Below are 14,423 nucleotides of genomic sequence, written 5' to 3' on the forward strand. Positions count from 1 at the left end.
TTGCATCCGGTGCGCTCGTGTATTGTGGCTAAGCTGCAGATCGGAGGCATTTAACGGAGTGTTTATGCGGCTGGCCTTGGGGACATTGCTGTTGATCAGCCTGGACGGCGTAGCCGCGCCAGCACCGCTGCGCTTCGTGATAACCGACAGCTGGAGCATGCCCATGGTGCAGCTTGAGCGGGGCAAACCGACCCAGGGCATCCTGTATGACATGATGCTCAGCCTCGCGACCCAGGTCGGCGTACCGGCCGAATTCCACGTATTGCCCCGCAGGCGAATACAAAGCGCCATGGAGCAAGGCGAGGTCGATGTCCGCTGTTATGCCGCGCAATCGTGGCTGCCCGAGCAACCTGACGAATATCTCTGGAGCATCCCGCTCTTCACTCAACCTGACGTGTTGATCACCGGGCATGCACCGCCCGACGCAGTCAAACCCGCCGACTTGCCACAACAGCCCATTGGCACCGTGCTGGGCTACAGCTACCCGACCCTGCAGCCGCTGTTCGACAGCGGCCAACTGCAGCGCGACGACGCACGCAATCAGGAACAAGTGCTGGAAAAACTCCTGGCCGGCCGCAATCGCTATGCCGTCAGCAATCAATGGAGCCTGGACTGGTTCAATCACCGCCTGTTGCCGGAGCAGCAACTGCAAAGCGTGGCAGTGCTGCAGGAAAACCGTCTCGGTTGCTACATTCGCAACGACCCACAGGTCCCGGTGCAGAGCATTCTGCGCACCCTGGTGCGGATGAAGATGTCCGGGGAGATCGATGAAATTGTTCGGCTGTATATCGGTGCCGAGCCTGGGGCTGTGGATAAAGCGCAAACGACGAAAAACCGCCCCGGAGAAGATCCTGGCAGTTAGCGAAAGTCTGTATTCAAGAAGATAACGCGAGAGAGCACTCGCGTGGCGTTAAGGTGGTAACCCTACCAGCCACACCCCGGCACACAATGTCACCGCTGCGGCTGCTCCCTTCCAGGCCTGACCGGGTTCACGGCTGATCGTTGCGGGGGGACCGATAGGGTCACCATAACGATGCTCACCTGTCGGCGAGCCGCGCCATTGTACCTATCTGAGGCGAAGTTACAACTGTTGGTTTCGGATTAAAAACATGAGGGGGTTCAAGCACTTGCTATTGCGCCTCAAGCACCGCATCCGCCCTGCCGCCCTCCTGCTGAATCACCAGGTGAATGAAGTGCAGCTTGGCAATGACAGTAGGCGGCAGGACGAAGGGGTAGAAATCCGGCTGCCCCATGCTGCGTGACAGCTCGTTGAGCATGCCGGCCAGTTCGATCCAGGCGTTGACGAACGACAGGAAAGCCGCGCCGCCGGGATGCTGCGGATCGTAGAGGGTTTGGGGTGGAAACGGCTGATAGTCGAAGTCCATTTCCCGGGCGCTCATGCCAAACCCCAGCGCGGTGTCCACGGCGTCCATCATGTGCAGGTAATGCGCCCAGGTTTCCGCCCAGTCTTCCCACGGGTGCATGGTCGCGTAGGCGCTGACACAGTGCTGCTGCCAGTCGAGCGGCGCGCCCTGCTGATAATGCCGTTCGAGGGCATCGGCGTAGCTCGCGCGTTCATCGCCAAACAAATCGCGAAACGACTCAAGCCAATGGCTATGGGCGATCAATCGGTCCCAGTAGTAATGCCCGACTTCGTGACGAAAATGCCCGAGCAAGGTGCGATAGGGCTCGTGCATTTGCACCCGTACCTGCTCGCGGTGCGCGTCGTCGGCCTCCTTGATATCGAGGGTGATCAGGCCGTTGGCGTGGCCCGTGGTCGGCGGCTTGCCTTCAAGGTCGACACCGATGAAATCGAAGGCAAGGCCAGTCTCTTCATCGACTTTCCTGGGAATCACCTGCAACCCCAGACTGACCAGTTGCGCGACCAGACGCCGCTTGGCGGTTTCCACCTTGCGCCAGCGCTCGTGGTTTTCCGTGATCGACAGGTCGGGAATCGTGCGATTCAAGCTACAGGCGATGCACAAGGTTTCGTGGTGATTGGCCGCCAGCAGCCAGTTGCACGCAGCCGGTGAATCGAGGTTGGCGCAGCGGCGGAACGCGCCAGCCTGCGGATCGGCGTCGAGCCACCAGGTGTCGGGGCGCTCGCCCGGTTGCAGGGAAGATAAACGACTTTGCTCAGGTTGATACCCAAGGGCCGCTGAACACGCCAGGCACTGGCTGTTGCGGAAAAACAGCGACTGCCCGCAACGACACGGCCAGACCTTGCTGTTGCGCGAACTTTCGGCCACGAACGGTGCGGCGATGCGCGAGCTGAGCTGTTCGAAGAAAGGGTGCATGGCGATCTCTCCCTGGGGCTTGCAGAGACTAGATCATTCTTGTGCCTGGATCGTTCCAGTTGAAATTGAGGTGCCTGTAAAAAGATCGCAGCCTTCGGCAGCTCCTACATAGGATGGCGCACACCCTGTAAGAGCTGCCGAAGGCTGCGATCTTTTGTTCAGACTGGGACGCCGTGCTCTTTCAGGAATACCACAAAGGCCTCTTCATCCAGCACCTTCAACCCCAGCTCATTGGCCTTGGTCAACTTTGAACCGGCGCCCGGCCCTGCGACCACGCAATGGGTCTTGGCCGACACGGAGCCGGCGACCTTGGCCCCCAGGCTTTCGAGTTTGTCCTTGGCCACATCGCGGCTCATCAGCTCCAGCGAGCCAGTCAGTACCCAGGTCTGCCCGGCCAGCGGCAAGCCTTCGACGACCTTCTTCTCGCTCTGCCAGTGCATGCCGAAGTCGGCCAGTTGCTTCTCGGCCGCTTCGGCCAATTGGCGATTCTCTTCGAGCGCAAAAAATTCGCGCACCGAATTGGCCTGTTTCTCCGGCAGAGCCTGACGCATATCCAGCCAGTCAGCACTGATCACTGCCTGCAACGAGCCGAACTTGTCCGCCAGTTTCTGCGCCCCGCCCGGACCGACCGATGGAATATGCAGCTTGTCGAGGAAACCGCCCAATGTCGTACTCGCGGCAAACTCGGCAGCCAACTCGCCCTGATCCTGAATCTGCAGACCGTGCCTGAGCAAATCAGCGATCACCTGCTGGTTATGTGCGTCTTCAAAGAAGCTGTGGATCTCGTGCGCGACTTCCAGCCCGACATCCGGCAAGTACGTCAGCACCTGCGGCAAGGCCTGCTGCACCCGTTCCAGCGAACCCAGGGAGCGGGCCAGCACCTTGGCCGTCTCTTCGCCGACATCGGGAATCCCGAGGGCGTAGATGAACCGCGCCAACCCCGGTTTCTTGCTGTCTTCGATGGCGCCGAGCAGGTTCTTGCTCGACAACTCGGCAAAGCCTTCCAGATCGACGATCTGCTCGAACGTCAGGGCGTACAGATCGGCCGGCGAGCTCACCAGGCCTTCGTCGACCAGTTGCTCGACGCTCTTTTCGCCCAGGCCTTCGATGTCCATGGCGCGACGAGAGACGAAGTGAATGATGGCCTGCTTGAGTTGCGCGCCACAGGCCAGGCGGCCGACGCAGCGGTACACCGCGCCTTCGCTGACCGTCTCGCGGCCCTTGCTGCGCTTGATCAGTTGTGTGCGCTCGACATGGGAGCCACACACCGGGCATTTCTCCGGGATCTGCACCGGCCGCGCATTTTCCGGACGACGCTCCATGACCACTTGCACCACCTGCGGAATCACGTCACCGGCACGGCGAATGATCACCGTATCGCCGATCATCAGGCCCAGGCGTGCGACTTCGTCCATGTTGTGCAGCGTGGCGTTGGCCACCGTGACACCCGCGACCTTCACCGGCTTCAGGCGCGCCACCGGCGTCACCGCACCGGTGCGGCCGACCTGGAATTCCACATCGAGCAGCTCGGTGAGTTCTTCCATCGCCGGGAATTTGTGGGCGATGGCCCAGCGCGGCTCACGGGCGCGAAAACCCAGTTCGCGCTGGGAGGCGATGCTGTTGACCTTGAACACCACACCGTCGATTTCATAGGGCAGCGCGTTGCGACGCTCACCGATGTCGCGGTAGTAATCCAGGCATTCGGCGATACCCTGCGCCAGTTTCAGCTCATGGCTGATCGGCATGCCCCAGGCCTTGAGTTGCTGCAAATTACCGATGTGCGTATCGGCAATGTCCGCCGACACCTGGCCGATGCCGTAGCAGCAGAATTCCAGTGGACGGTTGGCGGTGATCTTCGAATCCAGCTGGCGCAAACTGCCCGCCGCTGCGTTGCGCGGGTTGGCGAAAGTCTTGCCGCCGACTTCCAGTTGCGTGGCGTTGAGCCGTTCGAAACCGGCCTTGGACATGAACACTTCGCCGCGCACTTCCAGGGTCGCCGGCCAGCCAGTACCGTGCAGCTTGAGCGGAATGTTACGCACGGTGCGCACGTTGACGCTGATGTCTTCGCCGGTCGTGCCATCGCCACGGGTCGCACCGCGCACCAGGACGCCATCCTGGTACAACAGGCTGACGGCCAGGCCATCGAGTTTGGGCTCGCAGCTGTATTCGACTGTTGCGCCGCCACCGAACAGGTCACCCGCCGGCAAATCCAGCCCCTCGGTCACCCGGCGGTCGAACTCACGCATGTCGGTTTCTTCGAAGGCGTTGCCGAGGCTGAGCATCGGCACTTCGTGACGCACCTGGGTAAACGCCGACAGCGCCGCGCTGCCCACTCGCTGGGTGGGCGAGTCGCTGGTGATCAGCTCGGGATTGGCCGCTTCCAGCGCCTTGAGCTCGTTGAACAAGCGGTCGTATTCGGCGTCCGGAATGCTCGGCTCGTCGAGCACGTGATAGCGATAGTTATGCTGATCCAGCTCAGCGCGCAGCTCTAAAATACGGTTCTTGGCGGCGGTCATGGGTGTTCTCTCGTAAAGCAAAAGAGCAGCCGAGGCTGCTCCTATTTCATCATGTTCAAAAGATCGCAGTCTCGCTTCGCTCGACAGCTCCTACACAGTTCCAACAGAAATTGTGGCCTCTGTAGGAGTTGTCGAGCGTAGCGAGGCTGCGATCTTTTGCCTTTATCGCTTCTGGGTCAGGGCGCGGCGTTCGAATTCGACGATGCGCTGACGGTAGTGCTCGATCGTCTGGGCAGTCAGTACGCTGCGCTGGTCGTCCTTCAGTTCGCCGTTGAGCTCCTGGGACAATTTACGCGCCGCGGCCACCATCACGTCGAAAGCTTGCTTCGGATGGCGAGGGCCTGGCAGCCCCAGGAAGAAGCTCACCGCCGGGGTGCTGAAGTGGTCGATGTCGTCCAGGTCGAATACGCCCGGCTTGACGGCGTTAGCCATGGAGAACAGCACCTCGCCGTTGCCCGCCATGCTTTCGTGACGGTGAAAAATATCCATCTCGCCGAAACGCAGGCCGCTTTCCAGAATGTTCTGCAACAGCGCCGGGCCCTTGAAGCCGGCAGCGTCGCGGCAGATCACGCTGATCACCAGCACCTCTTCAGCTTGCGGCTGATCTTTTTCGCCGTGCGCTGGCGAGGACTTGGTGTCATCCGGGAAATCGTCGTCGCGGCTGCTGAAGCTCGGGCCGCCATCCAGATCCAGACTGAGGTTCATGTCGCCCTGGGAAGGCTCGCTGTGTCCACGCTTGCCGCGCTTGGAGCCCGATTCACGAGGCTCGCGGGCCGGCATGCTCACCGACGGCAGATCCTGCTCGTCCAGCTGAGGCTCTTTATGCGTGTCCAGCACGCGCGGCGGGCCCAGCAGCTCGGCGCTGCTGTCCTCGTCCGGCAGGTTGGACAGACTTCGGTCAAGGCGGAATTTCAGTTTTCCCTTGCCGCCGCGCATACGGCGCCAGCCATCAAAAAGAATACCGGCAATGACAATAATGCCGATGACGATCAGCCACTCGCGCAGACCGATTTCCATGTAATCCCGTGCCTCTATAAAAAATGCTGAAAAATAAGGGGTTTACAAGCTGTAAACCGCTTTAAAACGTGGCGCCAACTCTATGTTCTGACAGGCGTTTTGCCCACGTATACGAAAAATTGACATTAAACTAGCACGACCAAAGGTAACTTTACACCGTCTACCACCTTGGCTAGCGCGAATATGTCGATTGGCCAGCAAGTCGAAGCGAGGAAAAGAGTCCTACAACTCATAAACACGCCTTCCTGCAACCGCGACTCAGGCATCCACCATCGCCATCGCCTCCTCGACATCCACTGCCACCAGACGTGAACAACCGGGTTCGTGCATCGTCACCCCCATCAGTTGATCGGCCATTTCCATGGCGATCTTGTTGTGGGTGATATAGATGAACTGCACTGACTGCGACATCTCTTTTACCAATTTTGCGTAGCGTCCAACGTTAGCGTCATCCAGTGGCGCGTCAACTTCATCGAGCATGCAGAACGGCGCCGGATTCAACTTGAAGATCGCAAAAACCAGGGCCAATGCGGTCAGGGCTTTTTCGCCACCGGAGAGCAAATGGATGGTGCTGTTCTTCTTTCCAGGCGGCTGCGCCATGATTGTCACCCCTGTATCGAGTAGATCTTCGCCCGTCAGTTCCAAATACGCGCGACCTCCACCGAAAACTTTTGGGAAAAGCGCCTGTAAACCGCCATTGATCTGATCAAAGGTATCCTTGAAGCGGTTGCGGGTTTCCTTGTCGATCTTGCGAATCACGTTCTCAAGGGTTTCAAGCGCTTCCACCAAATCGGCGTCCTGGGCATCCAGATAACGCTTACGCTCCGATTGTTGCTGGTACTCATCGATGGCCGCCAGGTTGATCGCGCCCAGACGCTGGATCCTCGCGGCGATGCGCTCGAGTTCTTCCTCGGCTTCCTTCTCGCTGGCCTCGGCGGTCAATGTCGCGAGTACGCCGTTGAGATCGTAGCCGTCTTCCAGCAACTGGTCCTGCAAAGTCTTGCGGCGCACGGTCAGGGCTTGCCATTCCATGCGCTGGGTTTCGAGCTGGCTGCGAATCAACTGGGATTGCTGTTCGGCCTGGCTGCGGCGCTTTTCGGCGTCGCGCAATTCGCGGTCGGCGTCTTCGAGGGCGATCTGCGCGGTCTTGAGTTCCTCGTCGACGGTCATGCGCTTGTCGAGCAACTCCTCGAGTTTCAGGCGCAGTTCTTCCAGGGGGGCTTCGCCCTCCTCCAGATTGAGGCTCAGTTGTTCGCGCTTTTCGGTCAGGCGCTCGGACTGCATCTCCAGACGCTCCAGCGCCTGGCGAGTCGAATCGTGCTGCGCCTTGAGCGACCCCAGGCGCACCGCCAACTGATGGGCATGATCCTTGTGTTGCCGCGCTTCCTGCCGCACCCGATCCAGGCGCTCGCGCAAACTGTCGCGCTGGGCCAGCAGCAACTCGCGCTGCTCGGTGTCCAGCGCCATGCTGTCGAGGGCTACCTGCAGTTGCAGGCGCGCTTCACCGATGTTTTCGTGCTCCAGCGCGCGCTGTTCATCCAGCTCGGTGAGTTCTTCGTCGAGGCGAGTACGGCGCAGGGTCAATTGCTCGGCCTTGGCTTTTCCGGCCGACAACTGGGCTTTCAATTCGCCTTGCTGGCGGGCTTCGTCTTGCAGCAAACGGCGCAAATGCTCGCGGCCGTTTTCCTGCTGACGCTGCTGCGCCCTGAGATTTTGCAGTTGGGTTTCCAGGGTTTCGACGGCGGCTTCGCGCTCTTCGCGCTCAAGGCCTAATTGCTGGATTTCCTGACCACGGGCGAGTACACCGCTTTCCGCCTCACTGGCCCGACGCACGCGCAGAAAATGCCGACCGACCCAGTAACCGTCACGGCTGATCAGGCTCTGCCCGGCAGCCAATTGCCCGCGCAAGGCCAAGGCCTGCTCAAGGCTGTCGACCGGCTTGACCTGCCCCAGCCATGGCGACAGATCGATCTGCGCCTCGACCTTGTCCAGCAAGCTGCCCGGCACCCGTACGCCATCGCTGGTCGGGCTGAGCAAGCGCAAGTCGCCCTGGGCAAAGCCCGACAAATCGAAATCGTTGAAATCGTCCACCAGCACCGCCTGCAGGTCGGCGCCGAGCACGGTTTCCACCGCCAGCTCCCAACCGGCCTCGACCTTCAGGCCTTCGGCCAGGCGCGGCCGATTCGCCAGGTTCTGTTCGCGCAGCCATTCAGCGGTGCCGGTGCCCGGATCAAGCGCGGCTTGCTGCAAGGCTTCGAGCGAAGCCAGTCGACCGTTGAGTCGCTGCAAATCGCCTTGGGCCTGTTGTTGCGCCGTCAGCGTTTGCTGTAATTGCTGGCGCAGTTGCTCGAGCTTTTCGACCTGAGCCTCTTCACTGGTCTGCAAATCTTCGAGGGTCGCCTCGGACTCGGCAAGTTGCTCGCTGAGCTCCATGATCGCCGCGTCTTCCGGGTCTGCCGAGAGCAAGACGCGTTCTTCGCCCAGACGTTTCTGGCGATCGGCCAGGCGCTCCAGGCTGGTTTCCAGTTGCTGGATCCGCGATTGCTGCACTTCGGCCTGACGCCGCGGTTCGGCGGCGGTGAGGTTGAACGTATCCCACTGCTCCTGCCAGCCATGCATGGTGGTTTCGGAGTCTTCCAGCGCGGCGGCAGCCTCTTCGGCGGCGGCGCTGGTGACTTCCTGTTCCGGGGTCAGCATGTCCAGCTCTTCGCCCAGGGTCAGCAGCAGCGTGCGGTCATGGCCGAGGTGGGATTCGGTTTCCAGGCGTGCGCGCTCGGCTTCCTTCAGGTCGTCCTGCAATTGCCGCAAGCGTTGCTGGCCATGCTGGATGCTCTGCTCGACCCGGGCAATGTCACCGCCGACCGAATAGAAGCGCCCTTGCACCAGATTGAAGCGTTCCGACAGGTCGTGGTGCCCGTCACGCAGGCGCTCAATGCTCGCGTCGGCGTTGCGCTGTTCGGCCACCAGGGCTTCGAAGGAAACTTCCTGGTTGCCGATGATCGCTTCACGCTGGCCGACCTGATCGTTCAACGCCTGCCAGCGCAGGGCCGACAGCTGCGCCTTGAGTTGACGCTCCTCGCCCTTGTATTCCTGATACTTCTTGGCGGCCTCGGCCTGGCGATGCAAGCGCTCGAGCTGACGCGTCAACTCTTCGCGCAGGTCGGTCAGGCGCTCCAGGTTCTCGTGGGTACGACGGATGCGGTTTTCGGTCTCGCGCCGGCGCTCCTTGTACTTGGAGATGCCCGCCGCTTCTTCGATGAAGTTGCGCAGGTCTTCGGGCTTGGACTCGATCAGTTTGGAGATCATCCCCTGCTCGATGATCGAGTAGCTGCGCGGGCCAAGGCCGGTGCCGAGGAAGATGTCGGTGATATCACGACGCCGGCACTTGGTGCCATTGAGGTAATAGGTGGTCTGGCTGTCGCGCGTCACTTTGCGGCGAATGGAAATTTCCGCGTAGGCCGCATATTCGCCGAGCAGGGTGCCGTCGGAGTTATCGAACACCAGTTCGATGCTCGCCTGGCTCACCGGCTTGCGGCTGGTGGAGCCGTTGAAGATGACGTCGGTCATCGACTCGCCACGGAGGTTCTTCGCCGAACTTTCACCCATTACCCAGCGAACGGCGTCGATGATGTTCGATTTGCCGCAGCCATTGGGTCCGACCACCGCCGCCATGTTGCTGGGGAAGTTCACCGTGGTCGGGTCGACGAAGGATTTGAACCCCGCCAGCTTGATGCACTTGAGCCGCACGCTCAGGCGTCCGTCAGGGCGGAGATCACCAGATCGCAGCTGCGCTGGGCGTAAGCCGTAAGCACCACGCGAATCTGCGCAAAGTCACGGGCGATCACGGCCGCGAGCAAGCGTTCGAACAGCTCAAGGAACTCGCTCATCGACGCCTTGCGCTGCTCCAGGGCAAGGAAATAGGCACGACTCATGGCCGGCTGCAGATTCTCGACGGTTTCCTGCAGGTACGGGTTGTTGGCAAACCCATACGTGGCGCGCATCACATTGAAACTGTCGTCGACGAAGGTATGGATGTCCTGGCGCTCGTAACTGGCGGTCAGGCGCTGCTGGATTTGCACGAACGGCGCCAGGTCGGCCTGGACTTTCCAGCCACTGGCTACGGAGTTGGCCAGCAGGATGTACATCTCGCTCATCAGCGTGCACAGGCTCTGCACCTTGTGCGGCGTGAGCTCGGTGACGTGGGCGCCACGTCGCGGCAGGATCGCGATCAGGTGCCGACGCTCAAGGATAAGCAAAGCCTCGCGGACTGAACCACGGCTGACATTGAGGGCCAGCGTAACCTTCTGTTCCTGGATGCGCTCTCCCGGCTTCATTTCGCCGCGAATGATGCGTTCGGCGAGGTGGTGAGCGATTTGCTCGGCGAGGCTGTCCGGCGCCTTGAACGTCATGGTTGTCCTTCAAACTCTTTGATCTGTACAAGCGGCGCAGTGTAGCGCAATTGCTGCGTCAGGGCGGAGTGCCCGCCCGGAGGTTTTTGGCACGATTCAAGCAAAAAAGCAGGCTATCGAACCAACGACAATAATTAAGGAACAGGTGGTTAATCGACAAAATGCAATTTCCTGACCTTTAAGTCAGAAAATCATTGACCGAAAAGTCAGACCTGCTAAATTCGGTTCCTATCGGTTAACAACAATAATGAGTCTGCGAGGCCTTCCGTGATCCAGTTTTTACTAAACCAGGAACTCCGTAGCGAGCACGCCCTGGACCCGAACCTGACCGTGCTCAATTATCTGCGCGACCATGTGGGCAAACCCGGCACCAAAGAAGGCTGCGCCAGCGGTGACTGCGGCGCCTGCACAGTGGTCGTCGGCGAATTGCAGACCGATGACGACGGCCGCGAACACATTCGCTATCGCAGCCTCAACTCGTGCCTGACCTTCGTATCGTCCCTGCACGGCAAACAACTGATCAGCGTTGAAGACCTCAAGCACAAAGGTGAACTGCACAGCGTGCAGAAAGCCATGGTCGAGTGCCACGGCTCGCAATGCGGCTTCTGCACCCCCGGCTTCGTGATGTCGCTGTTTGCCCTGCAAAAGAACAGCGATGCACCGGATCATGCCAAGGCCCACGAAGCATTGGCCGGCAATCTCTGCCGCTGCACCGGTTACCGGCCGATCCTGGAAGCCGCCGAGCAGTCTTGCTGCGGCAAGCAGCCGGACCAGTTCGACGCCCGCGAGGCCGATACCATCGCGCGCCTGAAAGCCATTGCCCCAACCGATATCGGCGAACTCAACAGCGGCGACAAACGTTGCCTGGTGCCACTGACCGTGGCCGACCTGGCCGACCTCTACGACGCTTATCCACAGGCCCGCCTGCTGGCCGGCGGCACCGACCTGGCGCTGGAGGTCACGCAGTTCCACCGCACCCTGCCGGTGATGATCTACGTCGGCAACGTCGCCGAGATGAAACGCATCGAGCGCTTTGACGATCGCCTGGAAATCGGCGCCGCCACCGCCCTTTCCGATTGCTACGAAGCCCTGAACGCCGAGTACCCGGACTTCGGTGAATTGCTGCATCGTTTCGCGTCCCTGCAGATCCGCAACCAGGGCACCCTGGGCGGCAACATCGGCAACGCCTCGCCGATTGGTGACTCGCCGCCCCTGCTGATCGCCCTCGGCGCGCAAATCGTCCTGTGCAAAGGCGAAACCCGCCGCACCCTGGCGCTGGAAGATTACTTCATCGATTACCGCGTCACGGCGCGCCAGGAAAGCGAGTTCATCGAAAAGATCATCGTGCCCCGCGCCAGCGTCGAAAAACTGTTCCGCGCCTACAAGGTCTCCAAGCGCCTGGACGACGACATTTCCGCCGTGTGTGCGGCCTTCAACATTCGCCTGGAAAACGGCGTGGTCGCTGAAGCCCGCGTCGCTTTCGGCGGCATGGCCGCGATCCCGAAACGCGCCGCTGCCTGCGAAGCCGCGCTGCTCGGCGCGCCATTCAATAACGCCACCGTTGAACGCGCCTGCGCCGCCCTGGGCGAAGACTTCACGCCGCTCTCGGACTTCCGCGCCAGCAAGGAATATCGCCTGCTCAGCGCGCAGAACCTGCTGCGCAAATACTTCATCGAACTGCAAACACCGCACATCGAGACCCGGGTGACCGCTTATGTCTAATCATCACGCCGTAGAGAAGACCCAAGCCGAATTGGCTGAACTGTTCGCCAAGGACCTGACCACCGGTGTCGGCCGCGCCGTCAAGCACGACAGCGCCGCCAAGCATGTCGCCGGTGAAGCGCAGTACATCGACGATCGCCTGGAATTCCCGAACCAGTTGCACGTTTATGCGCGCATGTCGGACCGCGCCCACGCCCGCATCATCAGCATCGACACCTCGCCCTGCTACGCCTTCGAAGGCGTGCGCATCGCCATCACCCACGAAGACGTGCCGGGCCTGAAGGACATCGGTCCGTTGTTGCCGGGCGATCCGCTGCTGGCGATCGACACCGTGCAGTTCGTCGGTCAACCGGTGGTCGCCGTTGCCGCGCGAGATCTGGAAACCGCGCGTAAAGCAGCGATGGCCGCGATCATCGAATACGAAGATCTGGAACCTGTGCTGGACGTGGTCGAAGCCCTGCGCAAGCGCCACTTCGTACTCGACAGCCACACCCACAAGCGCGGCGATTCGGCCACGGCGCTGGCCACTGCCGAGCACCGCATCCAGGGCACCCTGCACATCGGCGGCCAGGAACACTTCTACCTGGAAACCCAGATCTCTTCGGTGATGCCGACCGAAGACGGCGGCATGATCGTCTACTGCTCCACGCAGAACCCCACCGAAGTGCAGAAACTGGTGGCCGAAGTCCTGGACGTGTCGATGAACAAGATCGTCGTCGACATGCGCCGCATGGGCGGCGGTTTCGGTGGCAAGGAAACCCAGGCGGCCAGCCCGGCGTGCCTGTGCGCGGTGATCGCGCACCTCACCGGCCAACCGACCAAGATGCGTCTGCCGCGGGTCGAAGACATGCTGATGACCGGCAAGCGTCACCCCTTCTATGTCGAGTACGACGTCGGCTTCGACAGCACCGGCCGCCTGCACGGCATCAACCTGGAACTGGCCGGCAACTGCGGTTGTTCGCCTGACCTGTCGGCGTCGATCGTCGATCGCGCGATGTTCCACTCGGACAACTCGTATTACCTGGGTGACGCGACCATCAACGGTCACCGCTGCAAGACCAACACCGCGTCGAACACCGCCTACCGTGGTTTCGGCGGCCCGCAGGGCATGGTCGCCATCGAAGAAGTGATGGACGCCATCTCCCGCCATCTGGCCCTCGATCCACTGGCCGTGCGCAAGGCCAACTACTACGGCAAGACCGAGCGCAACGTCACCCACTACTACCAGACCGTCGAGCACAACATGCTCGAGGAGATGACCGCCGAACTGGAAGAAAGCAGCCAGTACGCCGAGCGTCGCGAGGCGATCCGTCGCTACAACGCCAACAGCCCGATCCTGAAAAAAGGCCTGGCGCTGACCCCGGTGAAATTCGGTATTTCGTTCACTGCCAGCTTCCTCAACCAGGCCGGTGCCCTGGTGCACGTCTACACCGACGGCAGCATCCACCTGAACCACGGCGGCACCGAAATGGGCCAGGGCCTGAACACCAAGGTCGCGCAGGTCGTAGCCGAAGTGTTCCAGGTGGAAATGGACCGCGTGCAGATCACCGCGACCAACACCGACAAGGTGCCGAACACCTCGCCGACCGCCGCATCCAGCGGTGCCGACCTGAACGGCAAGGCTGCGCAGAACGCCGCCGAAACCATCAAGAAGCGCCTGGTGGAATTTGCCGCGCGCCAGTACAAGGTCAGCGAAGAAGACGTGGAGTTCCACAACGGCCACGTGCGGGTCCGCGATCACATCCTGACGTTCGAAGCGTTGATCCAGCAGGCGTACTTCGCCCAGGTGTCGCTGTCGAGCACCGGCTTCTACAAGACCCCGAAAATCTACTACGACCGCAGCCAGGCCCGTGGCCGGCCGTTCTACTACTTCGCCTTTGGCGCGGCGTGCTGCGAAGTGCTGGTCGACACCCTGACCGGCGAATACAAGATGCTGCGCACCGACATCCTCCACGACGTCGGCGCCTCGCTGAACCCGGCCATCGACATCGGTCAGGTCGAGGGCGGTTTCATTCAGGGCATGGGCTGGCTGACCATGGAAGAGCTGGTGTGGAACAACAAGGGCAAGCTGATGACCAACGGCCCGGCCAGCTACAAGATCCCGGCCGTGGCGGACATGCCGCTGGACCTGCGGGTGAAACTGGTGGAAAACCGCAAGAACCCGGAAGACACGGTGTTCCATTCCAAGGCCGTGGGCGAGCCGCCGTTCATGCTCGGCATCGCGTCGTGGTGTGCCATCAAGGACGCCGTGGCGAGCCTGGGCGACTACAAACATCAACCGAAAATCGACGCACCGGCGACCCCGGAGCGGGTGTTGTGGGGCTGTGAGCAGATGCGCCAGTTGAAGGCGGCTAAGGCTGTCGAGGCGGAGACCGAGTTGGCTTCGCTCTAAGACCGGGGTGCGCCTATCGCTGGCAAGCCAGCTCCCACAGGATTTATGTGGAATCCAAATTCTGTGGGCA

The 14,423-nt window shown here is 61.0% G+C and carries 8 protein-coding genes and 1 other RNA gene; 3 read left to right on the top strand and 6 right to left on the bottom strand.

The annotated features are described in order from the left end of the window. Positions 1-64: 64 nt before the first annotated feature. Complete coding sequence (locus CD175_RS16740; RefSeq protein WP_104449751.1) at positions 65-862, top strand: substrate-binding periplasmic protein; 798 nt, start codon at positions 65-67, stop codon at positions 860-862. A 60-nt stretch (positions 863-922) separates the two neighbouring features. Here CD175_RS16740 and ffs read toward each other — a convergent pair. From ffs to CD175_RS16770, 6 genes are all read right to left on the bottom strand, one after another. Beyond that, positions 923-1,019, bottom strand: an RNA gene (ffs, locus tag CD175_RS16745) — signal recognition particle sRNA small type. Positions 1,020-1,130: 111 nt separating this feature from the next. Next, complete coding sequence (locus tag CD175_RS16750) at positions 1,131-2,297, bottom strand: zinc-binding metallopeptidase family protein (RefSeq protein ID WP_104449752.1); 1,167 nt, start codon at positions 2,295-2,297, stop codon at positions 1,131-1,133. Positions 2,298-2,455: 158 nt separating this feature from the next. Next, the gene (gene ligA / locus CD175_RS16755) at positions 2,456-4,813 is read right to left on the bottom strand and encodes an NAD-dependent DNA ligase LigA (RefSeq protein ID WP_104449753.1); all 2,358 of its coding nucleotides are present in this window, start codon (positions 4,811-4,813) and stop codon (positions 2,456-2,458) included. A gap of 162 nt (positions 4,814-4,975) precedes the next feature. After that, positions 4,976-5,830 carry a cell division protein ZipA gene (gene zipA / locus CD175_RS16760; RefSeq protein WP_102673249.1) on the bottom strand — a complete coding sequence of 285 codons (855 nt, stop codon included), beginning with the start codon at positions 5,828-5,830 and terminating at the stop codon, positions 4,976-4,978. Between the two features lie 258 nt (positions 5,831-6,088). After that, positions 6,089-9,577 (bottom strand): chromosome segregation protein SMC, encoded by a 3,489-nt coding sequence (gene smc / locus CD175_RS16765; protein ID WP_104449754.1) that lies wholly within the window; start codon positions 9,575-9,577, stop codon positions 6,089-6,091. 2 nt (positions 9,578-9,579) lie between these two features. Continuing rightward, positions 9,580-10,239, bottom strand: a complete 660-nt coding sequence (locus CD175_RS16770; RefSeq protein WP_104449755.1) for a GntR family transcriptional regulator — start codon at positions 10,237-10,239, stop codon at positions 9,580-9,582. Between the two features lie 267 nt (positions 10,240-10,506). On the opposite strand from CD175_RS16770, the gene xdhA reads away from it, so the two are divergent. Beyond that, positions 10,507-11,961 (top strand): xanthine dehydrogenase small subunit, encoded by a 1,455-nt coding sequence (gene xdhA, locus CD175_RS16775; RefSeq protein WP_104449756.1) that lies wholly within the window; start codon positions 10,507-10,509, stop codon positions 11,959-11,961. Further along, a complete protein-coding gene (gene xdhB / locus CD175_RS16780; protein WP_104449757.1) occupies positions 11,954-14,353 on the top strand; it encodes a xanthine dehydrogenase molybdopterin binding subunit in 2,400 nt (799 codons plus the stop codon). The genes xdhA and xdhB overlap by 8 nt, the downstream gene beginning before the upstream one ends. Positions 14,354-14,423 lie beyond the last annotated feature (70 nt).

The sequence above is a fragment of the Pseudomonas laurylsulfatiphila genome (assembly GCF_002934665.1).
Lineage (GTDB): Bacteria > Pseudomonadota > Gammaproteobacteria > Pseudomonadales > Pseudomonadaceae > Aquipseudomonas > Aquipseudomonas laurylsulfatiphila.